This window comes from Chromobacterium sp. LK11 (assembly GCF_001043705.1).
Classification (GTDB): Bacteria; Pseudomonadota; Gammaproteobacteria; order Burkholderiales; family Chromobacteriaceae; genus Chromobacterium; species Chromobacterium alkanivorans.
Map to the genome: position 1 here is coordinate 202975 of NZ_LDUR01000027.1, position 15602 is coordinate 218576.

General features: G+C 65.9%; 15 protein-coding genes and 1 tRNA gene. 14 read left to right on the plus strand and 2 right to left on the minus strand.

Features of this window, described 5'->3' with window-relative positions; genetic code table 11:
- Positions 1–25: 25 nt before the first annotated feature.
- Positions 26–1090: an FAD-binding oxidoreductase gene (locus VK98_RS16640; RefSeq protein WP_053077440.1), complete on the minus strand. Its 1065-nt coding sequence runs from the start codon at positions 1088–1090 to the stop codon at positions 26–28.
- 145 nt (positions 1091–1235) lie between these two features.
- On the opposite strand from VK98_RS16640, the gene VK98_RS16645 reads away from it, so the two are divergent.
- The 4 genes from VK98_RS16645 to VK98_RS16660 all read left to right on the plus strand — a co-directional run bounded on the left by VK98_RS16645 (position 1236) and on the right by VK98_RS16660 (position 5617).
- Positions 1236–2684 (plus strand): PLP-dependent aminotransferase family protein, encoded by a 1449-nt coding sequence (locus VK98_RS16645; protein ID WP_048415086.1) that lies wholly within the window; start codon positions 1236–1238, stop codon positions 2682–2684.
- 44 nt (positions 2685–2728) lie between these two features.
- Complete coding sequence (locus tag VK98_RS16650) at positions 2729–3208, plus strand: SRPBCC family protein (protein ID WP_048415087.1); 480 nt, start codon at positions 2729–2731, stop codon at positions 3206–3208.
- A 121-nt stretch (positions 3209–3329) separates the two neighbouring features.
- A tRNA-Gly gene (locus tag VK98_RS16655) sits at positions 3330–3403 on the plus strand.
- A gap of 63 nt (positions 3404–3466) precedes the next feature.
- A complete protein-coding gene (locus VK98_RS16660) occupies positions 3467–5617 on the plus strand; it encodes an AsmA family protein (protein WP_048415088.1) in 2151 nt (716 codons plus the stop codon).
- Between the two features lie 359 nt (positions 5618–5976).
- Here VK98_RS16660 and VK98_RS16665 read toward each other — a convergent pair whose 3' ends face one another.
- Positions 5977–7950, minus strand: a complete 1974-nt coding sequence (locus tag VK98_RS16665) for a cation:proton antiporter (protein WP_048415089.1) — start codon at positions 7948–7950, stop codon at positions 5977–5979.
- 117 nt (positions 7951–8067) lie between these two features.
- Here VK98_RS16665 and VK98_RS16670 point away from each other — a divergent pair, with 117 nt between their 5' ends.
- From VK98_RS16670 to rapZ, 10 genes are all read left to right on the plus strand, one after another.
- Entirely contained in the window at positions 8068–9048 is a 981-nt protein-coding gene (locus VK98_RS16670; protein ID WP_048415090.1) for a KpsF/GutQ family sugar-phosphate isomerase, read from the plus strand.
- A 25-nt stretch (positions 9049–9073) separates the two neighbouring features.
- Positions 9074–9598 carry an HAD family hydrolase gene (locus tag VK98_RS16675; protein WP_048415091.1) on the plus strand — a complete coding sequence of 175 codons (525 nt, stop codon included), beginning with the start codon at positions 9074–9076 and terminating at the stop codon, positions 9596–9598.
- Complete coding sequence (lptC, locus tag VK98_RS16680; RefSeq protein WP_048415092.1) at positions 9595–10164, plus strand: LPS export ABC transporter periplasmic protein LptC; 570 nt, start codon at positions 9595–9597, stop codon at positions 10162–10164. Before VK98_RS16675 ends, lptC begins: the two co-directional genes overlap by 4 nt.
- Positions 10154–10708 carry a lipopolysaccharide transport periplasmic protein LptA gene (gene lptA / locus VK98_RS16685; protein ID WP_048415093.1) on the plus strand — a complete coding sequence of 185 codons (555 nt, stop codon included), beginning with the start codon at positions 10154–10156 and terminating at the stop codon, positions 10706–10708. The genes lptC and lptA overlap by 11 nt, the downstream gene beginning before the upstream one ends.
- Positions 10705–11433 carry an LPS export ABC transporter ATP-binding protein gene (gene lptB / locus VK98_RS16690; protein ID WP_048415094.1) on the plus strand — a complete coding sequence of 243 codons (729 nt, stop codon included), beginning with the start codon at positions 10705–10707 and terminating at the stop codon, positions 11431–11433. Before lptA ends, lptB begins: the two co-directional genes overlap by 4 nt.
- A gap of 3 nt (positions 11434–11436) precedes the next feature.
- Entirely contained in the window at positions 11437–12861 is a 1425-nt protein-coding gene (locus VK98_RS16695) for an RNA polymerase factor sigma-54 (protein WP_048415095.1), read from the plus strand.
- 67 nt (positions 12862–12928) lie between these two features.
- On the plus strand, positions 12929–13243 hold the full coding sequence (gene hpf, locus VK98_RS16700) for a ribosome hibernation-promoting factor, HPF/YfiA family (RefSeq protein WP_019104259.1): 315 nt from the start codon (positions 12929–12931) through the stop codon (positions 13241–13243).
- A 121-nt stretch (positions 13244–13364) separates the two neighbouring features.
- Complete coding sequence (gene ptsN / locus VK98_RS16705; protein WP_043632481.1) at positions 13365–13826, plus strand: PTS IIA-like nitrogen regulatory protein PtsN; 462 nt, start codon at positions 13365–13367, stop codon at positions 13824–13826.
- On the plus strand, positions 13819–14775 hold the full coding sequence (gene hprK / locus VK98_RS16710) for an HPr(Ser) kinase/phosphatase (protein ID WP_019104261.1): 957 nt from the start codon (positions 13819–13821) through the stop codon (positions 14773–14775). The genes ptsN and hprK overlap by 8 nt, the downstream gene beginning before the upstream one ends.
- Complete coding sequence (gene rapZ / locus VK98_RS16715) at positions 14756–15598, plus strand: RNase adapter RapZ (protein WP_048415096.1); 843 nt, start codon at positions 14756–14758, stop codon at positions 15596–15598. The genes hprK and rapZ overlap by 20 nt, the downstream gene beginning before the upstream one ends.
- Positions 15599–15602: the final 4 nt, after the last annotated feature.

A 15602-nucleotide genomic window follows, 5' to 3' on the forward strand; every position in this document is an offset into this window, starting at 1 on the left:
TTGCTGAATGCGGGCAGGCGGCCGCCTACCCGGGTACGACAACGCTCAAACCGTGCAAGCGCGGCTGCAGCGCGATCTGACAAGCCAGCCGGCTGCGGCCGTCATTCACTTCCAGCACTTCCAGCGCCGCCAGCAGCCGCCGCTCCGTACGCTCCATCGCCGGCAAGCGCGGCAGCCAGTCCTGTCCGACGCGCACCAGGCAAGTGCCGCAGGCGGCCTGCCCGCCGCAAACGCCGCGCATCAGCCCGGCGGCGGCCAGCGCCTGCATCAGGCTGCCGGCGGCGGCCACTTCCAGCCTCCGCTCCCCGCCATCCGCGACGCGCACGCTCAAGGCCACCGCCTCCAGGGCGGATGCGGCGGAAAGCGCCGGCTGAAACGCGTCGGCCAGGAAGCGTTCCTCCGGCAGGCCGCGCTGTCGCGTCAGCAACTGGCGCGCAGCGCCCACCATCGCCGGCGCGCCGCAGGCATAGACCTCGGCGGCGCGCAAACAGGGGAAATCCTCGGCCGCCGCCTGCTGGACGAAACCGCGCCGTCCGTCCCAACCCGGTCCGGGTTCGGACAGCACCGGCTCGAAGCGGAAACCCGGACGCTCGCGCTCCCACGCCCGCATCTCCTCAAGCAAATACAGGTCGTCCACGGTGCGGCCGCCCCAGTACAAGGTCACCGGCCGGCCTCCGGCCGCGCCCAGTCCCTGCAGCAACATCGCCCGCAGCGGCGCGATGCCGGTGCCGGTGGCCAGCATCAGCGCCTGTTCGGCGCCGGAGTCCTCCCGCCACACGCAGTCACCGTAGGGCCCCTCCAGCCAAAGCGCGTCGCCCGGCCGCGCTTGCCGACTCAGCCATTCGGAAAACGCCCCGCCCGGCTGCAGCCGCACCTGCAGCTCCACGCCGCCGTCGGCGCGCGGCGCCGCCGCCATCGAATAACTGCGCGTCAGCCCGCCCGGAGCCGTCACCGACACGAACTGCCCGCCGCGAAAACGCAGCGGCTCCGCATCGACGCACTCCAGCCGCAAGCCGCGCACCTCGCGTCCCAGCCTCTCTATCGCCGCCAGCCGGTAGCCGCGCGCGCCGCTGTCTGTCTGTTCCGTCATTTCCGTTCCTTGATCTCTCTCGCCGCGTCGGCGGCGCTGATGACCGGAAAGACTTTAGGCGGTCTTTGGACCAGCAAAAACATCCAGTTTTGATAAGATTGATGGTCCAGAAACCAGAAGTGCGGACCAGGGAAGGAGAGCGCGCATGCTGCGCAAATGGGATTTGCAACTCAGCCTGGACCGAGGCGGCGGGCTGCCGGTGCACCTGCAAATCGCCCAGCGGATCAGCGCCGACATCCAGCGCGGCCGGCTGCCGCCGGGCGCGCCGCTGCCGGGCAGCCGCGAATTGGCGGCGCAGTTGGGCGTCAACCGCAAGACCGCGGTGCTGGCCTATGAGGAACTGGCGGCGCAAGGCTGGCTGCTGACCCAGGGCCGGCGCGGCACCTTCGTCGCGCCCAGCCTGCCGCTGTTGTCGCCGCGGCCCGCACCGGCCGCCGCGCGGACGCCGACAAGCGTCCCCACGAACGACGCCATCGACTTCGGCGACGGGGTGCCGGATTCGCGGCTGATTCCCTTCGACGTGCTGGGGCGCGCCTACCGCCGCGCGCTGATCGCCGCCGCCCGCGCCGGGCGGCTGGCCTACGGCGATCCGCGCGGAGAATTGCCCTTGCGCCAGGCCTTGGCGGAAATGCTGGACATGGAGCGCGGCCTGGATGCTGACGCCGAACGCATCTGCCTGGTGCGCGGCAGCCAGATGGGCATCTATCTGGCCGGCCGCGCGCTGCTGCGGCCCGGCGACGCCGTGGCGCTGGACGCGCTCAGCTATCCGCCGGCGCGCGAAGCCTTCCGCTCCCTGGGCGCGCGGCCGCTGGATGTGGAACTGGACGCCGCCGGCATGCGGCCGGACGCGCTGGAGAGGCTGTGCCGAACCCAGCCGGTCAAGGCCGTCTACCTGACCCCGCACCACCAATACCCGACCACCCTGATGATGCCGGCCGAACGGCGCTTGCAATTGCTGGCCCTGTCGCGGCGCTACGGCTTCGCCATCATCGAGGACGATTACGACCACGAATTCCACTTCAGCCGCAGCCCGGCGCTGCCGATGGCCAGCCTGGACGCCGCCGAGCGCATCGTCTACGTCGGCTCCCTGTCCAAAGTGCTGGCCCCGGGCCTGCGCGTCGGCTATCTGGTGGCCGAGCCCGCCATCATCGAGCGCTGCGCCGCCGACATCATGCTGATAGACCGCCAGGGCAACGCCGTCACCGAGCTGGCGGTGGCGGAACTGATGCACAGCGGCGAACTGAAACGCCATCTCCGCCGCGCGCTGCGAGTCTATCGCGCGCGCCGCCAGGCGCTGGCCGACGCGATAGACCGCCATCTGGCCGGCCTGGCCGACTACGATCTGCCCGAAGGCGGCCTGGCGCTGTGGCTGCGGCTGCCGTCCTGGGTGGACATGCCGCGGCTGTGCGCGGACGCGCAAAACGCCGGCGCGCGCGTCCTGCCCGGCGGCGCCTTCGCCGGCGACGGCCGCGACATCCCCGCGCTGCGCCTGGGCTTCGGCGCGCTGGAGCCGGCTCAGTTGGAGCAAGGCGTCGCCCGCCTGGCCCGGGCGCTGCGTGGGCAAATTCCGGCGGCGGGATTGCGAACCTCATGACAAAGAACTAATCTGAGCCGATACCTCCACCCGAAAGGCCCGCCATGGACCACGCCAACGGCCCGTACCGGCTCACGCTGGAACGGCTGATCGACGCCCCGCCGGAACAGGTTTACCGCGCCTGGACCGAAGCCGAACTGCTATGCCAATGGTTCACCCCGCGGCCGTGGACCGTGGCCTCGGCCGAACTGGACGTCCGGCCCGGCGGCTCCAGCCTGGTGGTGATGCGCAGTCCGGAAGGACAGGACTTCCCCAATCGCGGCGTCTATCTGGAAGTGCGGCCCGGACGCCGGCTGGTGTTCACCGACGCCTATACCGAGGCCTGGTTGCCGTCGGCCAAGCCCTTCATGACCGTGATGCTGGACTTCGAAGCCCGCGACGGCAAGACCCATTACCGCGCCGACGTCCTGCACTGGACCGAGGCCGACCTGCGCGAGCACGAGGCGATGGGCTTCGCCAGTGGCTGGGGCCAGGCTACCGATCAGCTGGAGGCCTTGTTGGCCGGGCTGCGCAAAGAGCGTTGAGCGCGCGCTTGTTTATCAATCGCTTAGCTCGCGCCGTCGCCGCCGGAGCCGTCCGCTCCGCCGCGGCGCCTTGCCAAAACAGGCAAAAACCGCTACATTCGGGCGCTCTAGCCGAAAACGCGCGGGTGTAGCTCAATGGTAGAGCAGAAGCTTCCCAAGCTTACGACGAGGGTTCGATTCCCTTCACCCGCTCCAGTCCGATTTCCCAACCCGTAACCTAGATCCAAGCGCTGGCATGGCCCATCCGAGCATCCCCCAATGAAATTGAACTCCGGCCGGCTGTGGCTTCGCATCGCTGTTTACAGCCTCACCGCGCTGATTGCGGTCGTCGTGCTGGTGCAATCGCTGATCTACTGGCAATTCAATGAAGCCCAGGTGCGCGGCACCCTGTCGCACGCCTTGCAGGACACCGGCCGCGTCATCAGCATCGAGGGCCGCGTCACTCCGGTATTGTTCCCCTCCCCCGGCATCCAGATCGAAAAACTCTCCGTCTCCGAACCGGGCCAGCAAACGCCTTTCGCCCGCGTGGAGGAATTGCGCGTCGGCCTGGCCTGGTGGCCGCTGCTGTTCGGCAACCGCGAAGTGAGTTCGGTGGCCCTGTACGGCCCCAGCGCCAACATCAGCCGCGGCGAAGACGGCCGCCTGTCCATCGCCGACCTGTTCCAGCGCCATAGCCAGAGCAGCTTTTCCGTCAAGCTGGACACGCTGAAGATACGCGAAGGCACCCTGGTGCTGTCCGACCAGATGACGCATACCGACAGCCGCGTCGCCAGCATCAGCCTGGACGCCGACGATCTGCGCGGCAGCGCCAGCCTCAGCGCCGGCGCCATCCTGGAACAGGGCTCGCGTCCGGTGCGGCTGGCGGTCAACACCCCGCTGTCCATCCAGGACGACCAGGTCAGCCTGGAAGCGCTGGACGCGGTGGCGATGACTCAGGTGCCCGGCCTGGGCGAAAGCAAGCTCACCGTCAGCGGCCAGTACAAACTCAATTTCGCCACCTTGCAGGCCACCGGCAGCAATGTGGCGCTCGCCTTCAGCAGCGAGCGGCCCAGCAGCGAAGTCCACCTGGCGCTGCCGCAGATCAACGCCAGCTTCGACGAGCTGACCATGCCCTCCGGCCAGCTGAGCGCCAAGCTCAGCTACGCGCGCAGCCAGTACCAGCTGGAAGCCGCGCTGGAAAACCTCAAGCTCAACGAAGCCGGCCTGTACGCCGACAAGCTGCACGGCGACTTCAACTGGCTGGCCGGCTCCACCAAGGTCAACGTCAAGCTCAACGCGCCGCTGTCCCTGGCCGGCATGAACCAATTGCGGATGCAGCCGCTGGCGCTGACCTCCACCATCACCACCCCGCTGCTGCCGCGCGGCAAGCTGGTCTCCACCATGGACGGCGCGCTGGACGGCGACCTGGACGAGCCGCGCTTCAATCTGCGCGTCGCCGGCAAGATGGACGGCTCCGACCTGGCGGTCACCGTCAGCCAGTACGGCCTGATCAAGCCGCGCCACGAGGCGACGGTGTCGGTGGGCCGGCTGGACCTGAACCGCTATCTGCCGGAAAGCAAGGGCGATCCGGTGGCCATCTTCCAGAACACCGGCGACATCCCGCTGGACTGGCTGGACCTGTTCGACCTCACCGGCAAGGTGGCGATAGGCGAACTGGCGGTGGGCCGCTTCCGCATCAAGCAGATCAGCAGCAATGTGCGCGTCAACCCGCGCGAGCTGGAGCTGGACCAGATGTCGGCCGACATCTACGAAGGCCGGCTGCAGGGCGACGCCAGCCTCAGCCGCCGCGACGTGCCGCAGCTGAAAGTGAACCAGACGCTGCAAGGCATGAAGATCCGGCCGCTGCTGGTGGACCTGTTCAACTTCAGCCGCCTGGACGGCAAGGGCAACGGCAAGATAGACATCAACGCCGACGGCAAATCTTTCGCCCAGCTGCGCGACACCCTGAGCGGCAATGTGCAGATGAGCCTGAACAACGGCGCGCTGACCGGCATCGACCTGGTGGCGGCGCTGAAGAACCTGCCGGCCGAGCTGAAGGAATGGAACAGCGCCGCGCAGAACGACCAGAAAACCACCTTCTCCACGCTGTCCAGCAGCTTCCGCCTGGACAAGGGCGTGGCGCGCAGCCAGGACCTGAAGCTGGCCTCTCAGCTGATGAATGTGGGCGGCGGCGGCAAGATAGACCTGAAGCAGAGCATCGTCGACTACACCATGGACGTGCAGGCCAACCCGCTGGCCTTCGCCCGCCTCAAGGGCGTCAACGTGCCGCTGAAGATCACCGGCCCGCTGAACGCGCCGGTGTACGCGCTGGACTTCAACGCCATGGTCAAGGGCAAGAAGACCGAGGTAGAGAAGCAACAAGCGCTGAAACAGCAGTTGCAAAAGCAGATCACCACCATCCTGCCTTAAGAACCTGTTTACGATCTGCTGCGCGTCGTGGAGCGTTACACGGTGAGTACAGCTTCGAAATGCTCATGTACCACGTGTACATTCCGCTTTCTCAGCCGTTTTCGCCTTAGCCCGCGAGATCGTAAACACGTTCTAAGCCCCGGCAAGCGACTTCAACACGAACGGCCCCCGCGACTCACGTCGCGGGGGCCGTTTCCGTTTACGCCTTCAACACCGGCAAAGCCCCACAGGCTGGAGCGAGACCACGCCTAAAGACTTAGCAAGCGGAATCCACATGCGGTATCCGGGCATGTCTGAAGTGGCGCTCACCCTATGGCGCGCCACGACGCTCGGCAGATCGAGAGCCCCTTCCTAAACCGCTACTCCCCCTGCAGAATCCGGTACTCGGCCAGCGCCAGCTGCTCCGGCGTGCCCAGCAACACCAGCGCGTCGCCCTGCTCCACCTCGAAACTGTCGTCGAAATCAGTGCGTCGCACCCGCTGGCGGCGGATCGCCTTCAGCTCCACGCCCAAATCCCCCAAATGCAGATTGGCCAAGGGCTGGCCCACCGCCGCCGCCCCGGTGCAGACCTGCACGCTCTGCAAGCGCGGCACCAAGGCTTCGTCCATGGCCTCGCCCTCGTCGCTGGCGCCGCGGAAAAAGCCGCGGAACAGGCCGTAGCGCTCCTCGCGCACCGCGCGGATGCGGCGCACCACCCGGCTCGGCGGCACCCCGACCACCAGCAAGGCCTGCGAGGCCAGCATCAGGCTGCCCTCCATCACCTCGGCCACCACCTCGTCGGCGCCGGCGTGGCGCAGCTGATCCATATCGCTGTCGTCCACGGTGCGCACGATCACCGGCAGCCCCGGCCGCGCGTGTTCGACCGAGCTCAGAATGCGCAACGCCGCGTGGGTGTCGGCGAAAGTCACCACCACCGCCTTGGCGCGCATCAGGCCGGCCGCCACCAGCACCTCGTGCTTGCCGGCGTCGCCGAACACCACCGGATCGCCGGCCTCGCCGGCCTCGCGCACCCGCTCCGGGTCCATGTCCAGCGCGAAGAACGGAATCTCCTCCGCCTCCAGCAAGCGCGCCAGCGCCTGGCCGCTGCGGCCGTAGCCGCAGATCACCACGTGATCGTTCTTGGACATGCTCTCCACCAGCATGTGGTGCAGGTCCAGCGCCTGGAACATCCAGTCCTGCTTGATCAGGCGGCGGGTGATCTTGTCGCCGTACAGGATCAGGAAGGGCGCGATCAGCATGGAAATCAGAATCGCGGCGATCGCCGCCTGGGCGGTGCCGGCCGGCACCAGATGCAGGTTCAAGGCCAGCGCCAGCAGCACGAAGCCGAATTCGCCGCCCTGGGCCAGCGCCAGCGCGGCGCGCATGGACTCATTGGACTTGTGACGGAAACCGCGCGCCACGCCGAACACCACCGCCACCTTGATAGGCAGCAGCAGGGCCAGCATCAGCAGCACTTCGCCGAAGCGCTCGAACAACACCGTCAGCTCCAGCTTCATGCCGACGGTGACGAAGAAGAAGCCCAACAGGATGTCGCGGAACGGGCGGATGTCCTCCTCCACCTGGTAACGGTATTCGGTTTCCGAAATCAACATGCCGGCGACAAAGGCGCCCAAGGCCAGCGACAGGCCGGACAGCTCGGTCAGCCAGGCCACGCCCAAGGTCACCAGCAGCACATTGATCATGAACAGCTCGCCCGAGCGCTGGCGCGCCACCAGATGGAACCACGGCCGCAGCAGCCGTTGGCCGAAAAACAGCAACAAGGCCAGCACCACCACCACCTTCAGCGCCGCCAGGCCCAGATCCATCCACAAGGTGTCGCTGCCGCCGGCGAAGGCCGGGAACAGAATCAGCAAGGGGACCACCGCGATGTCCTGGAACAGCAGCACGCCGATGGCCAGTTGGCCGTGGGTCTGGTTCAGCTCCAGCCGCTCGTTCAAGAGCTTGCTGACGATGGCGGTGGACGACATCGCCAGCGCGCCGCCGACGGCGAAGCCGGTCAGCGGGCTGCCGCTGAGCCAGCCCACCGCCAGCCCCACCAGCAGCATGGTCGCCGCCACCTGACCGAAGCCGACGCCGAACACCAGCTGCCGCATCGCGCGTAGCTTGGGCAGGGAAAACTCCAGGCCGATGGAAAACATCATGAAGACAATGCCGATCTCGCCGAGAAAGGCGGTTTCCTCGCCTTGCGGAATCAGATTCATCACGCCGGGGCCGGCCAGGAAGCCCACCACCAGATAGCCGAGCATGGCCGGCACTTTCAGGCTGCGGCACAAAGTCACCGACAACACCGCGGCCAGCAGAACCAAGACGATAGGGGCAAGAGACGAATGCATCGCGCGGCGGAACTCCTGAGGCTGATGGGGTGGAAGGCTGCAATTTTTAACACATGCCAAGCAAAAGATGCACCAGCCTGCGTTCAGCGATTATAACCTTTGATATACTTTCGAATTATGGAAAAAGTACAAGCTCCGTCCCGGCTTCAATTGGCCCGGGAAGTCCTGCAGATCGAGTCCGAAGCCCTCACCGCGCTGTCGAGCAGCCTGAACGGCGACTTTCTCGCCGCCGTGGACCTGATCCTGGCCAGCGCCGGCCGGCTGGTGGTCACCGGCATGGGCAAGTCCGGCCACGTGGCGCGCAAGATCGCCGCCACGCTGGCCAGCACCGGCACGCCGGCCTTCTTCGTCCACCCGGGCGAGGCCGCCCACGGCGACCTGGGCATGATCACCGCCCAGGACATCGTGCTGGCGCTGTCCAACTCCGGCGAAAGCGACGAGATCATCGCGCTGCTGCCGGCCTTGAAGCGCAAAGGCGTGCGTCTGATCTGCATGACCGGACGCGACGGCTCCACCATGGCGCAGGAGGCCGACATCCACCTGGACGCGCGCGTGGAGAAGGAAGCCTGCCCGCTGGGCCTGGCCCCCACCACCAGCACCACGGTGCAGATGGCGCTGGGCGACGCGCTGGCGGTCACGCTGATGGACGCGCGCGGCTTCGGCCAGGGCGATTTCGCGCTGTCGCATCCGGGCGGCAGCCTGGGCCGCAAGCTGCTGGTTCACGTTTCCGACATCATGCACAGCGGCGACGAATTGCCGCGGGTGGCGCCGGGCACGCCGCTGAAGGACGCGTTACTGGAACTGTCGCGCAAGCGGCTGGGCATGCTGGCCGTCTGCGCCGCCGACGACTCCCTGCTGGGCGTCTACACCGACGGCGACCTGCGCCGCACGCTGGAGCGCTCCGCCAACCTCTACGATCTGAGCATCGACCAGGTGATGAGCCCCTCGCCGCGCACCATAGGCCCGAAAAAACTGGCCACCGAGGCGGTGTTCCTGATGGAACAGAACAAGATCACCAGTCTGCTGGTCGTAGATGAAGACAACAAGCTGATAGGCGCGCTGCATCTGCACGACCTATTCAAGGCCGGCGTGATCTGAGTCGCCGGCATTAGCAAGGACAAGCATGCAAAGCATTTTTGAGCAGGCCCGCAAGGTCAAGCTGCTGATCATGGACGTGGACGGCGTGATGACCGACGGCCGCATCTACTACAACGCCCACGGCGAAGAAAGCAAATCCTTCAATGTGCAGGACGGCCTGGGCCTGCGCCTGCTGCGATCCACCGGGGTCCGGCTGGCCATCATCTCCGGCCGCGCCGACCGCTGCGTCGAACACCGCGCCCAGGCGCTGCAGATCGACCACTACTACGGCGGCGTGCACGATAAGAAGCTGGCCCTGGCCGAGCTGCTGGCATGCACCGGCCTAAGCGCCGAAGAATGCGCCTTCATCGGCGACGACCTGATCGACCTGCCCATCCTCACCCGCGTCGGCCTGGCCGTCGCCGTGCCGGAAGCGCCGGCCCTGGTGCGCCAGCACGCCCACTACGTGACCGGCTGCTCAGGCGGCAAGGGCGCGGTGCGCGAGCTGGCCGAGTTGATCATGCAGGCCCAGGGCTCCTTCGATAAAATCCTGGCGGGATATCTGGCATGATCCGCCTGCTGCGTTCCCACCGGCTGTTCCCGCTGCTGCTGGTCGGCCTGACCGGCCTGTTGACCGTGTGGCTGGACCAGGTCTCGCGCTGGGACAGCAACCGCCGCGAACTGGACCCGGACAAGCCCGAGTACGTGGCCGAGCACCTGATCGCCACCCGCTTCGACCCGCAAGGCAAGCTCTACGAACGGCTGATCGCCACGCGCATGTGGCAGTACCCGGGCAAGGACGACGCCTTCTTCGAAAACCCCGAGCTTTACCAATACCAGCAAGGCGCGCTGCAATATCAGTTGATCGGCGACGTCGGCCGTTACAACAACAAGACCCAGCAGGCCTATTTCGACAAGAAGGCGACCATGATCCAGCCCGCCGCCGCGGACAAGCCGGAAACCAAGGTCGTCACCAGCGCCATGCATGTCGACACCGCCAAGAAAATCGCCCGCTCCGCCGCGCCCACCGTGTTCTTTCAGGGCAAATCGCACGGCAACTCCGTGGGCTTCATCTACCAGCAACAGACAGGTTTGTTGAACCTGCTGTCTCACACCAAGATCATTTATGAAAAATAAGCTCCGTCTCCTGCTGGCCGGCCTGGCGCTGGCCGCCGCCTCCGTCGCCCACGCCGAACAGGCCGACCGCACCAAGCCGATGGAAATCACCAGCGACAACGGCTGCACCATGGACCAGATCAAGGGCGTGTCCACTTGCGAAGGCAATGTGGTGATCATCCAGGGCACCTTGCGCCTGAACGCCGACAAAGTCGTCGCCACCCAGGACAAGCAGGGCAACCAGACCCTGGTGGCCACCGGCCGCATCGTCACCTTCCGCCAGAAGATGGACGGCAAGAACGAATGGGTGGAAGGCCAGTCCAGCCGCCTCGACTACAGCAGCTCGGCCAACCTCGCAGTGCTGACCGGCAACGCCCGCGTCAAACGCGAAGGCGATCTGGTGGTGGGCAACGTAATCACCTACAACACCCAGAACGAAACCTATCAAGTGACCGGCGGCACCGCCACCGGCCCCAACAAGGGCCGCGTCACCGTGATCCTGCAGCCCAAGAACACCGCCTCCCAGCCGGCAGCGGCCAAACCCGCCAGCGGAGCCGCCAAATGACGCAAAGCGTGCTCAAGGTGGAGCGCCTGCGCAAGCGCTTCAAGAAACGCACCGTGGTCAAGGACGTGGCGCTTGAAATCGCCAGCGGCGAGGTGGTGGGCCTGCTCGGCCCCAACGGCGCCGGCAAGACCACCAGCTTCTACATGATCGTCGGCCTGATCGGCGCCGACGACGGCGAGATCCGTCTGGATGACCAGGTGATCACCCACTACCCCATCCACCAGCGCGCGCGCCTGGGCCTCGGCTACCTGCCGCAGGAAGCCTCCATCTTCCGCCGCATGACGGTGGAGGAGAACATCGCCGCCATCCTGGAAGTGTCCGGCCTCAAGGGCAAGGAACTGGAGAAGGAGCTGGAGCTGCTGCTGGACGACCTCAACATCGGCCACCTGCGCGACAGCAGCGCCTTGTCGCTGTCCGGCGGCGAACGCCGCCGCGTCGAGATCGCCCGCGTGCTGGCCACCCGGCCGCGCTTCATCCTGCTGGACGAACCCTTCGCCGGCGTCGACCCGATCGCGGTGATCGACATCCAGAAAATCATCTCCTTCCTGAAGGAGCGCGGCATCGGCGTGCTGATCACCGACCATAACGTGCGCGAAACCTTGCGCATCTGCGACCGCGCCTACATCATCAGCGAAGGCTCGGTGCTCGCCTCCGGCGAGCCGGAGGAACTGGTTAACAACGAGAAGGTGCGCGAAGTCTATCTTGGCGAACACTTCCACCTGTAAGCGATGAAACAGACCCTTCAGCTCAAGGTATCGCAGCAGCTGACCCTGACGCCGCAGCTGCAGCAGTCGATCAAGCTGCTGCAGATGTCCACCCTCGACCTGCAGACCGAAGTCGAGCGCTTCCTGCTGGACAACCCCTTGCTGGAGCGCGGCGACGAAGCGCCGCAGGGCGAGGCGCCCGACGCCCCCGCCGGCCAGGAGCAGGACGCCGCCGCGGAAACCCGCGACGAAGCCTCCGGCGACGACGGCGAGCGCGGCGCCGAGGCCGGCGAACTGAGCGACTGGGGCAGCGGCGGCCGCCGCGGCGACGGCGACGACGAGCTGGACCCGATGCTGAACGTGCCCTGTCCGATCAGCCTGCGCGAGCACCTGCTGGCGCAACTGGGCGAAGTGGCGCTGCCGACGCGCGACCAGGCCATCGTGCAACTGCTGATCGAAGAACTGGACGACGACGGCTATCTGGGCCAGACGCTGGAAGACATCGCCAGCCACCTGCCGCTGGAGCTGGAAATCGAGGCCGACGAACTGATGATAGGCCTGCGCCTGCTGCAGCAGTTCGACCCGCCCGGCGTCGGCGCGCGTTCGCTGCCGGAGGCGCTGGCGCTGCAATTGCAGCGGCTGGACCCGGACGAGCCTCAGCGCGAGTTGGCGCTGGCCATCGTCCGCGACCACCTGGCCTTGCTGGGCAACCGCGACTACACCCGGCTGAAAAAGCAGCTGGGCGTCGACGACGCCGCGCTGCGCGCCGCCCAGGCGCTGATCGCCCGCCTCAACCCCCGCCCCACCGCCGGTTTCGGCGCCAGCGACACCCAGTACGTGATCCCCGACATCTCGGTCCGCAAACGCAAGGGGCGCTGGGTGGCGACCCTCAACGGCGGCGCGGTGCCGCGCTTGCGCGTCAACCAGATGTACGCGCGGCTGCTGGCGGAAAACCGCGGCGGCAACGGCGAAATGTCCTCGCGGCTGCAGGAGGCGAAATGGCTGGTGAAGAACATCCAGCAGCGATTTGACACTATCCTGAAAGTGGCGGAAGCTATCGTTGAACGGCAGCAATCGTTCTTTGAACACGGCGAAGTGGCCATGCGCCCGCTGATCCTGCGCGACATCGCGGACGAGCTGGGCCTGCATGAATCCACGGTTTCCCGGGTCACCACCCAGAAATACCTGCTCTGCCCGCGCGGCCTGTTCGAGCTCAAGTATTTCTTCGGCAGCGCGCTGGAAACCGACAGCGGCGGCGAATGCTCCGCCACCGCGATCAAGGCCCACATCCGCAGCCTGATAGACGCCGAATCGCCGAGCAAGCCGCTGTCCGACAGCGCCCTGGTCGAAGCGCTGGCCAAACAGGGAATACAAGTTGCCAGACGCACGATAGCCAAGTATCGTGAAGCCATGCAGATACCGCCGGTCAACCAGCGCAAGACGCTGTGATCCGCGCGGCAGAATACAGCGATCCGGCCGACCCGACCGGACTGTCAACACCAGAAGGAGCTAGGGTATGAACCTCAAAGTAACTGGACTGCATCTGGAAGTAACTCCCGCCCTGCGCGAATACGTTGAAACCAAAATGGAGCGCGTTACTCGACATGTCGACCATGTGATCGACATTTCCGTTACTCTGTCTGTTGATAAACTGGTGCAAAAAGCTGAAGTCAACGTGCATCTGTCCGGCAAGGACATCCACGTGGAAGCCACCGAATCCGATATGTACGCCGCCATCGATCTGTTGATCGACAAGCTGGACCGCCAAGTGCTGAAACACAAGGAAAAGCAGTCTGAACACCGTGCTCCGGCCCCTGAAGCCAGCCTGTAATCCCTTGAATTGGAAGGCGGGGGCCTGCGGGTTCCCGCTTTTCTTTGCACTTGCCCGTTTTCAGTACTATCAAGGCAACGTAGAATTGCCGGGTTTTTCTCAGCCGCATGCATAATCCAATATGAACCTCATCGGCAAAATCCTGACTCCCGAACACGTGCTGCTGGATCTCGACGTCGCCAGCAAGAAACGCGTGTTCGAACAAGTCGGCCTCTTGGTTGAAAATACCCGGGGCATCGCGCGCAGCGAAATCTTCGATTGCCTGTTCGCCCGCGAAAAGCTCGGCTCCACCGGCCTTGGCCAGGGCGTGGCGATTCCGCACGGCCGCGCGCGCGGCCTGAAGGAGGCGATGGGCGTGTTCATCCGCCTGAAGACCCCCATTCCCTTCGACGCCCCCGACGGCAAGCCGGTGCAGTGCCTGTTCGTGCTCTTGGTGCCGGAACAGGCCACCGACCTGCACCTGCAAGTGCTGTCCGAGCTGGCGCAACTGTTCTCCAGCCGCCAGATGCGCGAGCAGATGCTGGGCATCTCCATCCGCGACGAGCTCTACCAGCTGCTCAATAATTGGGTGCCCAATGCCTAGCATCAGCGTCCGCCGGCTGTACCAGGAAAACCAGCAGAAGCTCAACCTGACCTGGGTCGCGGGCACCGGCGGCGCCGACAATATGATAGGCAACGACGAACAGCGCCCCACGCAGGCGCTGGTCGGCCACCTCAATTTCATCCACCCCAACCGGGTCCAGGTGCTGGGCCTCGCCGAGGTGGACTATCTGAACCGGCTGGAGCAGTCCGCCGCCAAGACCGCGCTGGACCAGCTGTTCCACAAGAGCATGTCGGTGGTGATGGTGGCCAACGACCAGCCGGTGCCCAAGCTGCTGCGCGACTACTGCCACACCCACAACGTCCCGCTGATGACCACCAAGCTGGAAAGCCCCTACCTGATGGATGTGCTGCGCATCTATCTGGCGCGGGCGCTGGCGGTGTCCACCGTGCTGCACGGCGTCTTCCTCGACGTGTTCGAGATCGGCGTGCTGATCATGGGCGATTCGGCGATGGGCAAGAGCGAACTGGCGCTGGAACTGATTTCCCGCGGCCACGGCATGGTGGCCGACGACGCGGTGGAACTATACCGCATCGGCCCGGACACGCTGGAAGGCCGCTGTCCGCCGCTGCTGCGCGACTTCCTGGAAGTGCGCGGCCTGGGCATCCTCAACATCCGCACCATCTTCGGCGAAACCGCGGTGCGGCCGAAGAAGGTGCTGCGGCTGATCATCCATCTGGTCAAGGCCAACGACCAGGCGATGCAGGCGCTGGACCGCCTCAACATCCAGTCCGAGACCCAGGACATCATCGGCGTCACCATCCGCAAGGTGGTGCTGCCGGTGGCCGCCGGCCGCAACCTGGCGGTGCTGGTGGAGGCCGCGGTGCGCAACTACATCCTGCAGCTGCGCGGCATCGACAGCACGCGCGAATTCATCGAACGCCACACCAACTTCCTCAGAGACCAGGAAAATGCGCCTGATATTGATTAGCGGCCTGTCCGGTTCCGGCAAGTCGGTGGCGCTGCGCGCGCTGGAAGACGCCGGCTTCTACTGCGTGGACAATCTGCCGGCCACCATGCTGCACGAGGCGATGTCGCTGTACGCCGACTACGGCTACGAACAGATCGCCATCAGCGTGGACACCCGTTCCGGCCCGTCGCTGGGCGCCTTGCCGGCGGAAATGGAAAAACTGCGGGCCCAGCAGGTGGACGTGCGCCTGCTGTTCCTGGAGGCCACGCCCGCCACCCTGGTCAAGCGCTTCTCCGAAACCCGCCGCCGCCACCCGCTGTCCGGCGCCGACGTCACGGTGGAGGAAAGCATTCTGCTGGAACAGGAAATGCTGGCCGAGATCATGGAGCTGGGCACCCGCATCGACACCAGCGAGCTGTCCGCCAACGCGCTGCGCAGCTGGGTGCGCGAACTGGTGGACGCCGACAGCAGCCGGCTGACCCTGATCTTCGAATCCTTCGGCTTCAAGCACGGCCTGCCGCGGGACGCCGACTTCGTGTTCGACGTCCGCTGCCTGCCCAACCCCTATTACGACCCGCAGCTGCGCCCGTTCACCGGCCGCGACCAGCCCATCATCGACTTCTTCCAGCAAACGCCGGAAGTGCAGCAGATGGTGGACGACATCCAGCAGCTGGTCAGCAAATGGCTGCCCTGTTTCAGCATGGAAAACCGCAGCTATCTGACCGTCGCCGTCGGCTGCACCGGCGGCCAGCACCGCTCGGTCTACATCACGGAACGGCTTGCCCGCCTGTTCGCCGCCGAACAGGTGCTGGTGCGCCATCGCCAGCTTTACCGCCAGAACTGAACGC

What these genes read in the sequence shown, in the direction of transcription:
- VK98_RS16640 (WP_053077440.1), bottom strand. Translation starts at nt 1,090, where the DNA reads ATGACGGAACAGACAGACAGCGGCGCGCGCGGCTACCGGCTGGCGGCG.
- VK98_RS16645 (WP_048415086.1), top strand. Translation starts at nt 1,236, where the DNA reads ATGCTGCGCAAATGGGATTTGCAACTCAGCCTGGACCGAGGCGGCGGG.
- VK98_RS16650 (WP_048415087.1), top strand. Translation starts at nt 2,729, where the DNA reads ATGGACCACGCCAACGGCCCGTACCGGCTCACGCTGGAACGGCTGATC.
- VK98_RS16660 (WP_048415088.1), top strand. Translation starts at nt 3,467, where the DNA reads ATGAAATTGAACTCCGGCCGGCTGTGGCTTCGCATCGCTGTTTACAGC.
- VK98_RS16665 (WP_048415089.1), bottom strand. Translation starts at nt 7,950, where the DNA reads ATGCATTCGTCTCTTGCCCCTATCGTCTTGGTTCTGCTGGCCGCGGTG.
- VK98_RS16670 (WP_048415090.1), top strand. Translation starts at nt 8,068, where the DNA reads ATGGAAAAAGTACAAGCTCCGTCCCGGCTTCAATTGGCCCGGGAAGTC.
- VK98_RS16675 (WP_048415091.1), top strand. Translation starts at nt 9,074, where the DNA reads ATGCAAAGCATTTTTGAGCAGGCCCGCAAGGTCAAGCTGCTGATCATG.
- lptC (WP_048415092.1), top strand. Translation starts at nt 9,595, where the DNA reads ATGATCCGCCTGCTGCGTTCCCACCGGCTGTTCCCGCTGCTGCTGGTC.
- lptA (WP_048415093.1), top strand. Translation starts at nt 10,154, where the DNA reads ATGAAAAATAAGCTCCGTCTCCTGCTGGCCGGCCTGGCGCTGGCCGCC.
- lptB (WP_048415094.1), top strand. Translation starts at nt 10,705, where the DNA reads ATGACGCAAAGCGTGCTCAAGGTGGAGCGCCTGCGCAAGCGCTTCAAG.
- VK98_RS16695 (WP_048415095.1), top strand. Translation starts at nt 11,437, where the DNA reads ATGAAACAGACCCTTCAGCTCAAGGTATCGCAGCAGCTGACCCTGACG.
- hpf (WP_019104259.1), top strand. Translation starts at nt 12,929, where the DNA reads ATGAACCTCAAAGTAACTGGACTGCATCTGGAAGTAACTCCCGCCCTG.
- ptsN (WP_043632481.1), top strand. Translation starts at nt 13,365, where the DNA reads ATGAACCTCATCGGCAAAATCCTGACTCCCGAACACGTGCTGCTGGAT.
- hprK (WP_019104261.1), top strand. Translation starts at nt 13,819, where the DNA reads ATGCCTAGCATCAGCGTCCGCCGGCTGTACCAGGAAAACCAGCAGAAG.
- rapZ (WP_048415096.1), top strand. Translation starts at nt 14,756, where the DNA reads ATGCGCCTGATATTGATTAGCGGCCTGTCCGGTTCCGGCAAGTCGGTG.